This is a genomic window from Jatrophihabitans lederbergiae (genome assembly GCF_031845305.1).
GTDB classification, from domain to species: Bacteria; Actinomycetota; Actinomycetes; order Mycobacteriales; family Jatrophihabitantaceae; genus Jatrophihabitans_A; species Jatrophihabitans_A lederbergiae.
On sequence record NZ_JAVREH010000073.1, the window covers coordinates 1 to 13,293 of the forward strand.

The 13,293-nt window shown below is 68.4% G+C and carries 14 protein-coding genes and 1 pseudogene; 4 read left to right on the forward strand and 11 right to left on the reverse strand.

All coding sequences use genetic code 11. From position 1 onward, the window contains the following. Window positions 1-39 precede the first annotated feature (39 nt). The 8 genes and pseudogenes from RM423_RS22505 to RM423_RS22535 all read right to left on the reverse strand — a co-directional run bounded on the left by RM423_RS22505 (window position 40) and on the right by RM423_RS22535 (window position 6,853). Window positions 40-1,701, reverse strand: coding sequence for a Tn3 family transposase (locus RM423_RS22505; protein ID WP_311425290.1), 1,662 nt, complete (start codon window positions 1,699-1,701; stop codon window positions 40-42). A 14-nt stretch (window positions 1,702-1,715) separates the two neighbouring features. Then, window positions 1,716-2,411, reverse strand: coding sequence for a DUF4158 domain-containing protein (locus tag RM423_RS22510; protein ID WP_311425302.1), 696 nt, complete (start codon window positions 2,409-2,411; stop codon window positions 1,716-1,718). Continuing rightward, window positions 2,347-2,616: pseudogene (locus tag RM423_RS26005) on the reverse strand (DUF4158 domain-containing protein); the annotation flags it as partial. The gene RM423_RS22510 and the pseudogene RM423_RS26005, both read right to left, overlap by 65 nt. Then, window positions 2,617-3,438 (reverse strand): tyrosine-type recombinase/integrase, encoded by an 822-nt coding sequence (locus tag RM423_RS22515; RefSeq protein WP_311425291.1) that lies wholly within the window; start codon window positions 3,436-3,438, stop codon window positions 2,617-2,619. Window positions 3,439-3,677: 239 nt separating this feature from the next. After that, window positions 3,678-4,694, reverse strand: coding sequence for an NADP-dependent oxidoreductase (locus tag RM423_RS22520; RefSeq protein WP_311425292.1), 1,017 nt, complete (start codon window positions 4,692-4,694; stop codon window positions 3,678-3,680). Then, window positions 4,691-5,131 carry an ester cyclase gene (locus RM423_RS22525; protein ID WP_311425293.1) on the reverse strand — a complete coding sequence of 147 codons (441 nt, stop codon included), beginning with the start codon at window positions 5,129-5,131 and terminating at the stop codon, window positions 4,691-4,693. Before RM423_RS22525 ends, RM423_RS22520 begins: the two co-directional genes overlap by 4 nt. A 64-nt stretch (window positions 5,132-5,195) precedes the next feature. Next, window positions 5,196-6,122, reverse strand: coding sequence for an SDR family NAD(P)-dependent oxidoreductase (locus RM423_RS22530; RefSeq protein ID WP_311425294.1), 927 nt, complete (start codon window positions 6,120-6,122; stop codon window positions 5,196-5,198). Further along, window positions 6,119-6,853, reverse strand: a complete 735-nt coding sequence (locus tag RM423_RS22535) for an SDR family oxidoreductase (RefSeq protein WP_311424792.1) — start codon at window positions 6,851-6,853, stop codon at window positions 6,119-6,121. The genes RM423_RS22530 and RM423_RS22535 overlap by 4 nt, the downstream gene beginning before the upstream one ends. 248 nt (window positions 6,854-7,101) lie before the next feature. On the opposite strand from RM423_RS22535, the gene RM423_RS22540 reads away from it, so the two are divergent. After that, window positions 7,102-7,947 (forward strand): helix-turn-helix transcriptional regulator, encoded by an 846-nt coding sequence (locus RM423_RS22540; RefSeq protein ID WP_311425295.1) that lies wholly within the window; start codon window positions 7,102-7,104, stop codon window positions 7,945-7,947. 397 nt (window positions 7,948-8,344) lie between these two features. Here RM423_RS22540 and RM423_RS22545 read toward each other — a convergent pair whose 3' ends face one another. Next, a complete protein-coding gene (locus RM423_RS22545) occupies window positions 8,345-9,055 on the reverse strand; it encodes an SDR family oxidoreductase (RefSeq protein ID WP_311425296.1) in 711 nt (236 codons plus the stop codon). An 87-nt stretch (window positions 9,056-9,142) separates the two neighbouring features. Between RM423_RS22545 and RM423_RS22550 the strand changes: the two genes are divergently transcribed. Next, the gene (locus RM423_RS22550) at window positions 9,143-9,697 is read left to right on the forward strand and encodes a TetR/AcrR family transcriptional regulator (protein WP_311425297.1); all 555 of its coding nucleotides are present in this window, start codon (window positions 9,143-9,145) and stop codon (window positions 9,695-9,697) included. Window positions 9,698-9,886: 189 nt separating this feature from the next. Here the strand turns inward: RM423_RS22550 and RM423_RS22555 are convergent, their stop codons facing one another. Further along, window positions 9,887-10,921, reverse strand: coding sequence for a zinc-dependent alcohol dehydrogenase (locus tag RM423_RS22555; protein WP_311425298.1), 1,035 nt, complete (start codon window positions 10,919-10,921; stop codon window positions 9,887-9,889). A gap of 137 nt (window positions 10,922-11,058) precedes the next feature. Further along, window positions 11,059-11,499, reverse strand: coding sequence for a MarR family winged helix-turn-helix transcriptional regulator (locus RM423_RS22560; RefSeq protein WP_311425299.1), 441 nt, complete (start codon window positions 11,497-11,499; stop codon window positions 11,059-11,061). A gap of 100 nt (window positions 11,500-11,599) precedes the next feature. On the opposite strand from RM423_RS22560, the gene RM423_RS22565 reads away from it, so the two are divergent. Then, window positions 11,600-12,214, forward strand: coding sequence for an NAD(P)-dependent oxidoreductase (locus RM423_RS22565; RefSeq protein WP_311425300.1), 615 nt, complete (start codon window positions 11,600-11,602; stop codon window positions 12,212-12,214). Then, entirely contained in the window at window positions 12,211-13,125 is a 915-nt protein-coding gene (locus RM423_RS22570; protein ID WP_311425301.1) for an SDR family NAD(P)-dependent oxidoreductase, read from the forward strand. Before RM423_RS22565 ends, RM423_RS22570 begins: the two co-directional genes overlap by 4 nt. The last annotated feature ends 168 nt before the right edge of the window (window positions 13,126-13,293 follow it).

Sequence of the window (13,293 nt, forward strand, 5' to 3'; positions counted from 1 at the left end):
CCGCCGGCACTCCGCCTGCGGCTACCGCAGCCCGATCACCTACGAGAACACCACCACCGCGGCTACGCTACGACCGGCCGCATAACAATCAAATCGCGTGTCCACTTTTCGGGGCGAAGGCCCGGTGCCGACGACGCGACAGATGTCGTCCCAGTGATCGCGGATGAGGCCGATGTTGATGCGGTGGTGGGCGAGCGGGTTCAACGGCCCGTAGTCCCGGCTCGGATGGATTCGGAACAGTCGCCGGTCGGGCAGCTCCGCCAGCCGGGGCATGTATCGGTAGCCGAGCAGTTGGCACAGCCCGAAATTCAGGTCGCTGGCCGAGGCGGTGTCGGTGACGATCTCGGTCGGATTGAGGCTCGTGGGGTTATCTAGGATTCGGTCGAGCAGGAACTGGCTGTCGCGGGCGGTGCCGGTGACGACGATGCTGGCCCAGCCGAGGTAGTTGTCGGCCACGTAGTTGAACAGCGTGATGCCACGGCCGGGGCCGAAGTAACGCGGGTTGGGTCCGGCATGGATCGAGCGAACCGGCACCACGAAGCGCAGCCCGTCGGCAGAGGTCAGTTCGCCGCCACCCCACTGCCGGGCGAGCGGGATGCCGGCCTGGTGATCGACCAGCCGGGTGTTCGCCGCGGTGACCGTCTCAGACCGCAGGTAGTTCGCTTCCACCCACTTCAGCCGCGCCTCGGTCAACGCGGGGACGTCACGGCGCGACACGGCGGTGTAGGGGACGTTGCAAGCCTGAACCAGCAGCGCTGCGCAGATCGAGAGCGCCAGGTCGGGCGATCGAGCGGTTCCGGCTGCCGGCAGGAACGACTGGGTGAAGCCGGTCCACGCGTCGACTTCGAGCAGCACCTCGGGTAGCTCCGAGGTGGGGATCAGGGCGGCGATTTGATCGCGAAGCAGCTCTGTGCTCGCCGGTAGCGGCTCGGCGTCCAGCGGCGGAACCTTGAACCGTTCGTGGGTCCGGTCGGCGGCGAGCAGGCCGGGTTCGTCGGTGACGACCTCGCCGGCGTGGGCGTAGGCGTCGTCGAGTTCGCGGCCGAGCCGGGCGAGCAGCCGCCGTGGTCCGCCGTCGAGGTCGAGGGCACGCTTCACGCTGACGCCGTTGCGTTTCCACGAGGTCTTGTCCAGCAGCAGTCGACGGGGGTCGCCCCAGCGCAGCGCGTCGGGCACGAAAACGTCGCGGCGTCGGATCGCCAGCCGCAGCGCGTCGAGCGTGCACAGGGTGTACGCGCCAGCATCGAGGGTGCCGTTCTCGCGGAACACCAGCGCCGTCCAGTGTCTGCCGACGTGGCCGGTTGGTGCGTCGCTCAGGGCGGCCTTCCCATCTTCGACAGCGGCGAGGTGTTTGATCGCGGCGAGCGCAGGATCAGCGGCCGTGGTGGCATCGAATGTGACTTGTCGCAGCAGTGTCGGCAGGAAGCGGCGGATGTGTGGGTAGCGGGTGCGCATGCCGGCGGCGACCCGGTCGCCCGGGTGGGCGACGATCGCGTGGACGCGAGCGATCGCTGTCTCCAGTTCGGAGCGGCTGACCTGTCCGAATGTTGCCGGTCGGACGCGGCTGTCGGCGACGGTGGGATCGAGTAGCGCTCGCGCGGCCCGGGCGAGTAGCAACGCTGCGGAGTCGAGGTCGCCGAGGGTGCGAAGGCGTTCCTGTTCGCCGAGGCGCTCGACCTTTGCGGTGAGGTCGTGCAACACGATCAGTAGGACGTCTATGACGTCGTCGTGTGCGGTGGCGTGTAGGTGTCGGGCGAAGAGTGCGAGTGTGGCGTCGCGCCGGTCGGGGAGTGGCGCCGGACGCGCTGGGCCTTGACCTGCAGCGCCTCGGTGATCATTCGGGTGGTGCGGCTTGCGAGGACGCCGTCGAGCTGGATCGTCGTGGCGCCGATTCGCTGGATCCGGGCCAGGCGTTGCAGCGCGGCGAGAAGTCCGTCGATGCTGGGTTGGCGTGGTGGGCGGCGCAGCTGCTCCAGTCGTGAGGTGTTCTCGCCTGCGGCGACGTCGAGCAGCGCCTTCAGGTCGTGCCGTCGATCGTGGGGGACCTGGCTGGCGATGCGGCGTGAGGCCAGCCGGGTGGCTCGGTCGCGGGCGGTGGCGCACAGGCGCTGCAGCACGGTGAATCCCGGCAGTAGGATCTGGTGTTCGACGAGCCAGCCGGTGGCCAGATCGACCAGGTGCGAGGCTGAGTCGTCGCCGGTCCACGCCCGGTCCCACAGCCACCGGAGAAATGCGACGTGCGCGGTGTCCTGGCCGAACACGTGATAGCCGTGCTCGAGGCGGATGTCGACCTGATGAACCTCCCGCGCCCGGGAGGCGAGGTAGCTTAGCCACTGGCCACTGGCCCTCGTCGACGTCCAGCTGGCGGGCGATCTCGGCGATGACTGATCGCGGTATGTGGGCGACGGCAGTGAACGTGCCGAGGAAGCGGACGGTTCCCAACTGGATGCCGTAGCCGAGTTGGGTCGTGGGGCTGCGCCGCCGACGGGCGTACTCCAGGTCGGTGGGGGAGAGGTGGAAGTAGCGGGTCAGCTGTTCCGGGGTGGGGTCGGCGGCGTAGCGGCCCCACTGCGCGACCTTGTCCGCGGCGAAGCCGACCCCGTGTTCGGCGGCCACCTACAGCAGCCCGGCGTCGTCCAACACGCCGATCAGCGCCGAGGCGGCGACGGTGGTGTAGATCGCGGTGGTGCGGGGGTCGGCGTGACCCATCAGCTGGCTGATCGCCGGCTGCGGGACCCCGCGCAACGCGAGGGTGACGCCGTAGTGGTGGCGGAAGGCGTGCGCGGCCGCGCCGGCGGGCAGCCCGACCGCGGCCCGCAGCGCGATCGCCCGCAGCAGACGGTCCAGCGTGCGCTCGGTCAGCGGCGTGCCGTCGGTGCGCACGAACAGCGGCGCTGCCCGGCCGGGCGCGCGGCCGGGCAGTGTCATGGTGCGAGTCTCGAGCCAGTAGTCGACTGCGTCGACGGTGTCGCGGCGCAGCGGGACGTCGCGTTGCTTGCCGCCCTTGGATCGCCCGACCCGCCAGATCGGGCGCTCGGGGCGGCGGTCGATCTCCCCGATGGTGGCGCCGCAGATCTCCTCGGCCCGGGCGCCAGTCCCGGCGAGGAACCGCAGCAGCGCGACGTCGCGGGCCGGCCAGAACATCTGCTGCCGCCCGGTCGGCTCCGCCCGGGCCGCCGCCACCATCGCCTCGACATCGGTCTCCTCGACCGCGCGCGGGCGCCGCTGAGCACGAGCGGACACCCGCAACAGCTCGCTGTCGCATGGGTCGACCGTCAACAGTTGACGGCGGGTGAGCCAGCGGGTGAAACCGCGCATCGTCGACAGCATCCGCGCTGCCGTCGCGTCGCTCCAGGCCTTCTTGGCTGCGGCGACCGCGGCGACCAGCTCATCAGTACCGAGGTCAGCGAGGCCGACAGAAGCGAGATCGGCGGCCACGTCCAACCCCGCGTCCTCCTCAGCAGCGTTGCGCGCAGCAGCTGTTAGAAGGCGCCCCCCACCGTGCCAGATCAGCGCGCCGCGCCCGGTCGCTGTGACCCTTCGCTGCTTGACCTGCCGACTCCAACGCCCGCTTGGCCGTCAACCACTGCTCCGCAAGCTCCGCGACCGACGGCACCGGCGGGGGAGCGGGGCGCTTGCGCTTCGGCGCAGTCGTGGTGGCGGCCATAGCCGTCAACCTAGCCCTGTGTGCGCCGATATTCCCCTATATCGGCGTACGCCGTCTCGATTGCGTGCCGACCCGGTGCACTTCCAGGTTCAGGGGTCGTGGGTGTGAGAATGATTTTGCCTTTGGCGTGGCCGGCGGAGAGGTACTGCAGGGCCTGCGGTGCTTGATCGAGGTCCAGCGTTTGGTCGAGCAAGACCTGTATGTCGCCGTCGAGCATCTTTATGACCGTGGCGAGGCGTTGAGGATCGGAGGCGTGGAAGAGGAATTCGGCGCGCAGTCCGCGCGCCGACGCTCGTTCGGTGTCGGGGGGCGTCGGCACCGCGACGAGGAGCCCGCCGGGACGGAGAACGTCCAGCGATTGCTCCTCGACGGCGCCGCCGACGGTGTCGATCACGACGTCGACCTTGACGTCGGCGTCGGCAAGCTGTGCCTGGAATAGTCCGCTCGTATGGTCGATGACTTCATCCGCTCCGAGGTCGCGCGCGATCTGCAGGCCGGCTCCGGAGGCGGTGGTGATGACGTGAGCGTCGAGTGTGTGTGCCATCTGCACGGCGAAGCTGCCGACTCCGCCGGCGGCGGCGTGGATCAGCACGGTTTGGCCGGCGTGGACATCGGCGATTTCGGTCAGGGCCTGCCAGGCGGTCGCGGCGGCGGTGACCGCTCCGGCGGCGAGGAACAGCGGTATCGAGGTGGGCGCGGGGACCAGTTGCTCGGCCGGGATCACCGCGAACTCGGCGTACCCGCCGCCGGCGGACGGGTCCAGACGAGCCACTATCTGGTCCCCGATAGCCCACCTTTCGACGCGGTCGCCGAGGGTGGTGATGGTTCCGGAGACGTCGGTTCCGAGCGTGTAGGGAAATTCGACCGGGAAGAAGTCGTGCATGTATCCGGCGGTGATTTTCAGGTCGAGAGGGTTGGTGGCGGCCCCCGCGACGCGGACAAGCACCTCGCCGGGCCCGGGGGAGGGCTGCTCGATGTCCTGCAGGGCCGGGGTGTCGCCGTAGCGGGCGATCTGGACGGCTTTCACTGGTTGTCCTGAGCGATGTGCGGGGCGGAGCCGACCTGGTTGAAGAATCCGAACCAGTCCTCCAAATGCCAGGTCCGTGCTAGGCGCCCATCGCGGACGTCGTGGAACTCGTGGATCGGGATGCGCACGTCTCGGCCGGTCGCAGGGACGCCGAATAGGTCACCGGTGTGGGTGCCGCGCATTTCGGCGCGGACACCGATCTTGCCGTTGCCGTCCGGGCCGCGCCCGTCGATCACGTCGTGGACCACGATCTGGAACCCCGTGAACGATTGTCCGAAGCCCTTGATCATCGGTTTGACGCCGTCCGGGCCGGGACCCTGGCCGGGGTTGAGTGGGATGTCTTCCCAGTCGGGGGTGACTACCTCGTCGAGGAGGTCGGTGTCGCCGGAGAACGCTCGGTAGAACGTCTCGACGAGCTGGTGAAGTGGGTTGGACATGCGGGTCTCCTCGGTAGCGGTGTCACCACTGGTGAAGGTGCGGAACCGGTGGTTGGCGGTCTGATCAGGGATGGGCAGGAATGTCGATGAGGTGGTCGATGCCCAGGGCGGTGAAGAACGCGCGCTGGCGTTCGGTCCGGACCGCGTCGATGTCCTGGACGCCCTTGTGCTGGGCATCGATGATCACGCGCCGGGGGCGCGTGCCTCGGGGCTGTCCTAGCACGTCGACGAGGGCGTCGCCGACCGAGCCGATGTCGGCGGGGTGGCCTTGGTGGGCGAAGTCGATCGCTTCCAGCCGCGCTGGAATCTCGGCCACCGCCGACGTGAGGTCGCCGTACTGGGCGGTGACCGCGGGTTCTGCCGGCGGGTTGCTGTGGGCGAAGTGCTGGGTGCCTTGGGTGAACGCGCCGGGCACCACGATGATGGTGTCGATACCGAATGGGGTGACCTCGAAGCCGATCGACTCGGCGAAGGCTTCCCCGGCGGCTTTGCTGGCGATGTAGGTGGCCATGAACGGTTCAGCGATGTGCGTGGTCGTGCTGCTGACATAGACGAGCGTGCCGGCGTGTTGTCGTCGCATCACCGGCAGCACCGCTCGGTTCATCCGCAGCCAGGAGACAGCGTTGGTGTCCAAGATGGTCAGGAACTGCTCCGGGGTGAACGCCTCGGCTACCCCGGACATCAGCATGCCGGCATTGTTGACCAGCACATCAACTCGGCCCTGCTCGAACACGACCTGGTCGATCGCGGCCCGGCATCCAGTGTCAGACAGCACATCCAACTCCAGCGGCCGCAACGTGACGTGGTTCTCGGTCGCGAATTGGAGGGTGGTCGCGGCGCGTTCGGCGGAGCGCGAGGCGATGCCGCGCATCCCGGCGTACACAATGTGCCCGGCCAGGGCCAGCTTCTCGGCCACCGCTTGGCCGAGTCCCGACCCCGCACCGGTGACCACGACCACCTGCCGCGGACTGTCGTGGATAGAGATGCTCATGCGAGTCCTCCGTTCACGCGAATGATCTGGCCGTTGATCCAGCCAGCTTCAGGCGAGACGAGCAGCGCCACGGCGCCGGCGATGTCGACCGGCTGCCCGATGCGCTGCTGCGGGGCCAGCCCGGCCATCCGCTGCACATCGGCCGCGGTCTTACCGGTCAGGAACAACTGCGTCTCGACCGGGCCCGGGGCGACAGAGTTCACCGTGATGCCGCGCGGACCCGCCTCCTTGGCCAAGACTCTGCTGAATCCTTCGACCGCGCCTTTGGTGGCGTTGTAGATGCCGTAGCCGGGTGCGTTCAATGCCAGGGTGGTGCTGGAGAACGTAATGATGCGCCCGCCGTCGCGGACACGTCGGGCGGCTTCCCGCAGCGCATTGAAGGTGCCCCGAATGTTGACCTCGACCTGCTCTGTGAAGTCGTCGTCCGTCGCCTCAGCCAGAAGTGCCGGACGCATGATGCCGGCCGATGTGACCACGATGTCGATACCACCCAAGTCCGACTCGGCCTGGTCGAACAGGACTTTTACCTGCTCCACGTCGGTCACGTCCGCGCGGATCGCTACCGCCTGACCGCCCGCGGCCAGCACGGTAGCGACGATGTCACCAGCTACCTGCGAGGACGTGACGTAGGTGATCACGACGGCGACGCCGTCCTGGACTAGCCGCTCGGCGACCGCACGCCCGATCCCCCGCGACCCCCCGGTGACGATCGCAACTCTCGATCCGGTCATAAATCAATGCCTCTTTCTGGCGCTCTTTCTGGTCGCCGTCATCGACTTTGTCAGGGCAAGCCAGCGCGAGCTAGGCGACGCCTGTACTGGTGACGGCAGCACCTGGATGACCGGCAATCCCGCTCATTCGCATCAGTTGGGCCCATGGGTGGGGACGGTCCCCGACCCGGTGCCCGAACCTGACCTGCTGTCGGTGCTGGTGGCGGCGTCGCCTGGCTGGGGGAGCGAATGCGGACCAGAATGGCGGGGTGGACTTGATCGAGTTGGGTGGCTTTCTGAAGTCGCGGCGAGATCGGCTCAACCCGCGCGACCTGGGTTTGCACGATGGCCCCCGGCGCAGGGTCGCCGGGCTGCGCCGCGATGAAGTGGCGAACCTGGCTGGCGCATCGGTTGACTATTACGCCCAGCTCGAACAGGGCCGCGGCGCGCAGCCCTCAGAACAAATGCTCGCCGCCCTTGCCCGCGCGCTGCATCTCACCCTGGATGAACGTAATCATCTCTACTACCTCGCTGGACGCCCCCAGCCGTCCGCAGGCAGCCCGAACGCCCACGTCCACCCCGGAATGCTGGACCTGCTGGACAGGCTCACCTCCACCCCCGCGCAGATCATCAGCGACCTCAGCGTCACCCTCGTCCAGAATCGGCTGGCCGCCGCGCTGCTGGGACGGCCCAAACACAGCACCGGGTTGCGCGCCAGCTTCCTCTACCAATGGTTCACCGACCCTGATGCCCGCACCCTGTATCACCCCGAGGAACACCAGCACCAGTCACAGGTCTTCGTAGCCGATTTGCGAGCCGTCACCGTCCGCCGCGGCAGCGACCCAGTCGCCGCCGAGCTGACCCGCCGCCTGTTGGCCCACAGTGACGAATTCTCCGACCTCTGGGCACGCCAAGACGTCGCGGTCCGGCGATCAGACCGCAAACGGCTCCTGCACCCCACTATCGGAGAAGTGGAACTCAACTGCCTGAACCTGCTCAGCGAAGACGGCACCCAACGCCTGCTGTGGTTCACCCCACCGGCCGGGACCCAGGCTGTAGAAAACCTGGAGCTCCTGAACGTTATCGGCGCCCTGTCCGTCCAGCCCGACCACTGAACTTCTCCCGCTCAGCCGGGCGCGGCGAGAGGCGTCTGTCCAAAGAACGGCTTTCTGGCCTGACTTACTCAGCGTTGCTCGGCGAGCAGAATTAGCGGATGACTACGGCGACCCTGGATCGAGTCCGCGATCCAGCGAGGCGGAGCGACGTCAGTCCGATTTGCCGGGGTGCGTCGGGGAACAGCTCGTCCACGGTTGATGAAATCGAGTCATTCGATCACGCGTGACCTCGACGTCGCCGGCGTGCGTCGTACCACCGGCCCTGACGTCGTCGTTGTCGGTCCGCGTTCGAGGCATATAGCCCCTCTTTGGGGCATGACGGGCGGTCAAGGCAGTGTGTCGCAGGCCAGGCTCTCGCATCTGACCGCCCAGGTCGGCTGCACCGCTTCACCGAATCTCAGAGGCGCGCGATCAGCTCCTGAACCGGACCGGCCAATAGACGTTTCGCAGCGCGGCTCGCGTCATCGACGAGCACTTCTTCCTCGCCCCGCTCTATGGCGTTGAGGACGCGAGACGCGACGTCGGCGGGGCTGATCTTGACGTGGTCGGTGAATCTCGCAGTCATGTCCGTGTCGGCCAGATCGAGATGCACCCCGACGACACTGGTGCCTTGCGCGCGCAGCTCGAGCCGCAGGGAGTTCGTCACGGACCACAAGGCCGCCTTGGAGGCACCGTACGCACCGGCACCGGCTAGCCAGGACAACACGGAGTGCAGGTTCACCAGCAGGCTCTCGTCGTGGTGACCGAGGAGCGGGGCGAAGGCCTGCGCCACTCGGATGGGTCCGAGCACGTTGGTGTCGAAGATGGCCGAGATGGTCTCAGGGGTGGTCTGAAGTAGCGGGATGCCTCCGGCCACGCCGGCGTTGTTAAACACGATCGCGACGTCCGCCGCCGCCTCAGCCAGCGCGGCAACGGAGTCAGGATCGGTGACGTCCAATGGGAGGGGGATCACCCTTGGATCGTCGGATGCCTTCGGGGTCCTGGCAGTGACGTAGACCCGATCCGCTCCCCTCCTCAGCAGTTCTGCGGCGAACGCGGCGCCGAGTCCTCGCTGACCGCCGGTGATCAGTGCCCGTTGTCCTCGAACCTTCAATGAGTGCCTCCTCAAATAGATGATGCGTGTAATCTATACCTGAGGCTGACGTCCCGTGACCATGCGGCTCTGGCGCAAAGGAGGAGACCCACAGTGCCGAGAGTGAGCAGGGCGCGGAGCGCCGAGAACCGTGCCGCGATGGTCGACGCCGCATCGGTGCTCGTCCGGGAGCGAGGCTTGGCGGGGGTGACCATAGAAGCCGTCTGCGCTCGGGTCGGGCTGACGAACGGAGGGTTCTACAAGCAGTTCACGTCGCGGGAAGCGCTGGTGCTCGAAGCGTTGCAACACGTGGTGGAGCAACGCCGGGTGTTGATGAGTGGCCTGGGAGACCCGCTCGAGTCGACGACCTGGCAAGCCCTCATCGACGTGTACCTGAGCGATGAGCACCGAGACGACCCTGGCCACGGATGCGTGGTGGCAGCTCTCGCAGGTGACCCGGAACTGCCGACGTCTGCGGGGTTCGGCGACGAACTTCGTCACGGACTCATCGACCTGGCAGCCACTGCGCCCGGAGCGGATGAGAACCCGGACCGTGGACTTGCCACCGTCGCTCTTCTGGTGGGCGCGCTGCAACTCGCGCGGATGACGGTGGGCACGGCGTTGTCCGAGCAGATCCTGGCGGCAGCACGTGCCGAGCTCACCGGAGGGCGTCCCTAAACACGCTCTCGGCGCAAAGGCTCAGCACCCGCCGGGCAGCCAGTCGGCTTACGGGCATCAGGGATGACACCTATCGCTGCGAAACACCGCCATTTATCGCGGCGATTCACAGGCAGTGGTGGCCAGGTCGCATTCTCATTTGGCCTGGACGGCTGCTCCGAACCCGTCTCTGCGACCCGTGAACGCTGCCTACAGCTTCGGGGTGCCGATCAGTCGCGGTCGTGTGAGGACCGGTTTCATGTCCCTGGCCAACAGCACCTCGGGGGCCTGCTCGGCGTCGTGGACCGAGATCACCAACTCGGGGCGCAATCGGCCCAACCGCAGCAGGTCCAGGACGGCTGGGACGTGCGGTGTGACGCTGACCGCGCCGACCGAGACGGTGACGTCTCGCTGGTACATGTCCCACAGTGGTAGCGGGGTGTCGGTGAAGAACATTCCGGCGTTGGACAGGTGCCCGCCCGGCGCGAGGCACAGCACGGCATCCCGCAGTAGCGCGGGGTCGCTGGTGGCGCCGATGACCACCGGATACTGCAGGTGCTGGGTACCGGCGTCGACTTCTGCCCCCACATCGGCGCCGAGTGTCCGTGCGACCTCACGGCGCCGACTGCTTCTGTCGACGTAGTCGACCGCCCGGGCTCCGGCGGCCAGCGCCTGGTCGACCGCGAACAGCCCGAGGCTCGGCAGGCTGCTCACGACAAGTACGCGGGCGCCGGGGTGCCGGCTGAGCCCTCGGGTGACGCAGACGTAGGCGTCGGTGAGATTGTCGCTGACGGCGGCGGCCGCCGCGGGGTCGACCCCGGGGGGCAGGCGGGTGAGCATGGCGTCGGCGTAGGGGACCCGTGCCTGCTCGGAGAACAGCCCGCCCCAGTCACCGGCGATCGAGGCGCCGTAGCCCTGCAGCCCGGGGACGGTCGTGCACGCCGTCGGCAGCCCGTTACGGCACGGCGGACACGCGCCGCAGCTGATGTGCCACGGCACAACGACGAGGTCACCGACCGCGACCCGGTGCACGGCGGCACCGACCTCGAGCACTTCGGCCACGCACTCGTGGCCGATCGGGAAACCGCGTCCCAACGGCACCAGGCCGTGCACGATCGCCCGGTCCAGGTCGCAGGTCGTCGAGGCGACGGGACGCACGATCGCTTCCAGCGGATGGCCCACCACCAGATCCTCGACCCCACGCCAGGCCAGCTGGCCAACACCTTCGAACCACAGTGCTTGCATCAGGAACTCCTTCTCGCTCGCCGGCTCATGTTCCCCGGCGACTGTGTGTGAACTTCACTCTCCAGCCAGGCTTCCGTTACGCCGCTCCCCGCCGGCTGGCCGGCGCCTCGCACGTCATGAATCGATCCTTTCGCGACTCAGGGGGGCGCTGCCATGGCTCTGGCGAGTAAGTCGTGGAGATGCCGCTGGTCTTTGTCGCTGAGGTGGGCGATCGGGGACCGGGTGGCCATGGCCTCGACGAGCGCGCGTCTGGTGATTCGTCCGGCGTCGGTGAGGTGCAGGATCTTCGTGCGCCGGTTCTGGGGGTCGACGTCTCGCACGAGCAGTCCGCGCTCTTGCAGCCGGTCGGCCAGGAAGGTGATCGTCGAGGGGTCGCGGCGCAGCCTCGCTGCGAGCTTGCTCATGGGCGGGTCCGGCGCGCACGCCCCCAGGTGCCAGAGCGCGTTGGCCAGCGTCGGGGTCAGGTTGAGCTCGCTCATCACGTCCTGCACCAGGGCCTGGGTGTGGTCGGCGAGGGCGAGGGACAGGTCCACCAGCTCGTAGATCAGCGGTTCGTCCGCTGCCGGGGTGGGAGTCACCCCGTGAGGTTACTTGCAGCATCCGACAGTTGCACTATCCACGCGCCTGCCGCACACTACAACGGTTGGATACTCCAACCATTGGCTGGATGGGGTTGGCGTGAGGGTTGCGGTGCTCGGCGCGACGGGCGGGACCGGCCGGGAGGTGGTGGACCAGGCGTTGCGCGCCGGTCACGAGGTGTCGGCGTTGGTGCGCCGACCGGGCGCGCTGCCCGCGCACGAGCGGTTGCGGCTGGTCGTGGGCGACGTGGGTCAGCACGGCGCGGTGGAGGACGTGGTGCGCGGTCAGGACGTGGTGATCAGCGCGTTGGGGACCGAGGCCAAGGGGCCGGTCACGGTCTGCGCCGACGGCGCGCGGGCGGTCTTGGCCGCGATGAACTGCGCTCAGGTCGCCCGGTTGGTGGCGGTCAGCGCCCACGGCGCCTGCGAGAGCCGCGACCGGTCGCTGTACTGCCTGGTCCTGTGGCTGTCGGTGGCGGAGAAGATGCGCGACAAGGAGCGGATGGAGGCGCTGATCCGGGCCTCGGACGTGCAGTGGACCATCGTCCGGCCGCCGGCGCTGTCCAACCGGGCCCACTCCGGCGCCTACCGCACCGGCACAGGCCTGAAGATCCGGCTGACCTCGAAGATCTCGCGCGCCGATCTCGCGGACTTCCTGCTCCGCGAGGCGGCGACCCCGGCTTCTACGGGCCAGACCCCGGCGATCGCCGGATGAGCGCGCTGGCCGCGGGCGGCGCGATGGACGCCAAGGTGGCCCTGGTGACCGGGGCCAGCGGCGCGATGGGCCGCGTCATCGCCACCGGCCTGGCCGCTCGGGGTGCCACCGTGGTCCTGCTGGTCCGCACCGAGACAGCCGGGGAGACCGTGCGCCGCGACATCAGCGCCGCCATCCCCGGCGCCGCGGTCGAGGTCCTCGTCGCGGACCTCGCCCGACAGCAGGACATCCGGCGCGCCGCCGCCCAGTTCGCCGAGCGCCACGACCAGCTCCATGTCCTGGTGAACAACGCTGGCGCCCACTTCCGCCACCGCACCCTCGACGCCGACGGCGTCGAGGCCCACCTGGCCGTGAACCACCTCGCCGGCTTCCTGCTCACCAACCTGCTGCTGGACCAGCTCAAAGCCGGCGCGCCGTCGCGGATCGTCAACGTCGCCTCCAACAGCATCGCCGACACCCGGCAGGTGAAGATCCGCCGCCGCCCCCGCCCGGCCATGCTGAACCTGGACGATCTGAACAGCTCCACCCGCTACGAGCCGATGGCCGTCTACGCACGCTCGAAGCTGGCCATGCTCATGTGCGGTTACGTCCTGGCTCGGCGCCTGGCCGGCAGCGGCGTGACAGTGAACGCCGTACACCCCGGCCTCGCCGCCACCAGCGTCGTCGACGCCATCGCCCCACCCCTGGCCACCCCGTTCCTCGGCCTGATCAAACGGTTCCTGCTCACCCCCGAGCAAGGCGCGCAAGCCGCGCTGCACCTGGCGACCGCCCCCGAACTGGGCCCCGTCACGGGAAAGTACTTCCTCAAACAGGTCGAAACGCGCACCCCCGCCCAGTCCTACGACGTCGCCCTGCAAGAACGCCTCTGGCGCGCCAGCGCCGACCTCGTCGCAATAGCCGCGCGACCGTGACAACGCGCCCACGAAACCAGACCAGCGGACCGTTCCTTCTCCTCTAGGCGACGGATGGGAGAAGTCGTTGAGCCGCTGTTCGACGGCCTTGGTGCGAGCGCATCTCGGTCAGTGTGTCCGCCCAGCGAACGATGGTGCGCTCCTGGAGTGGATGCGGTCCTGCGTGCG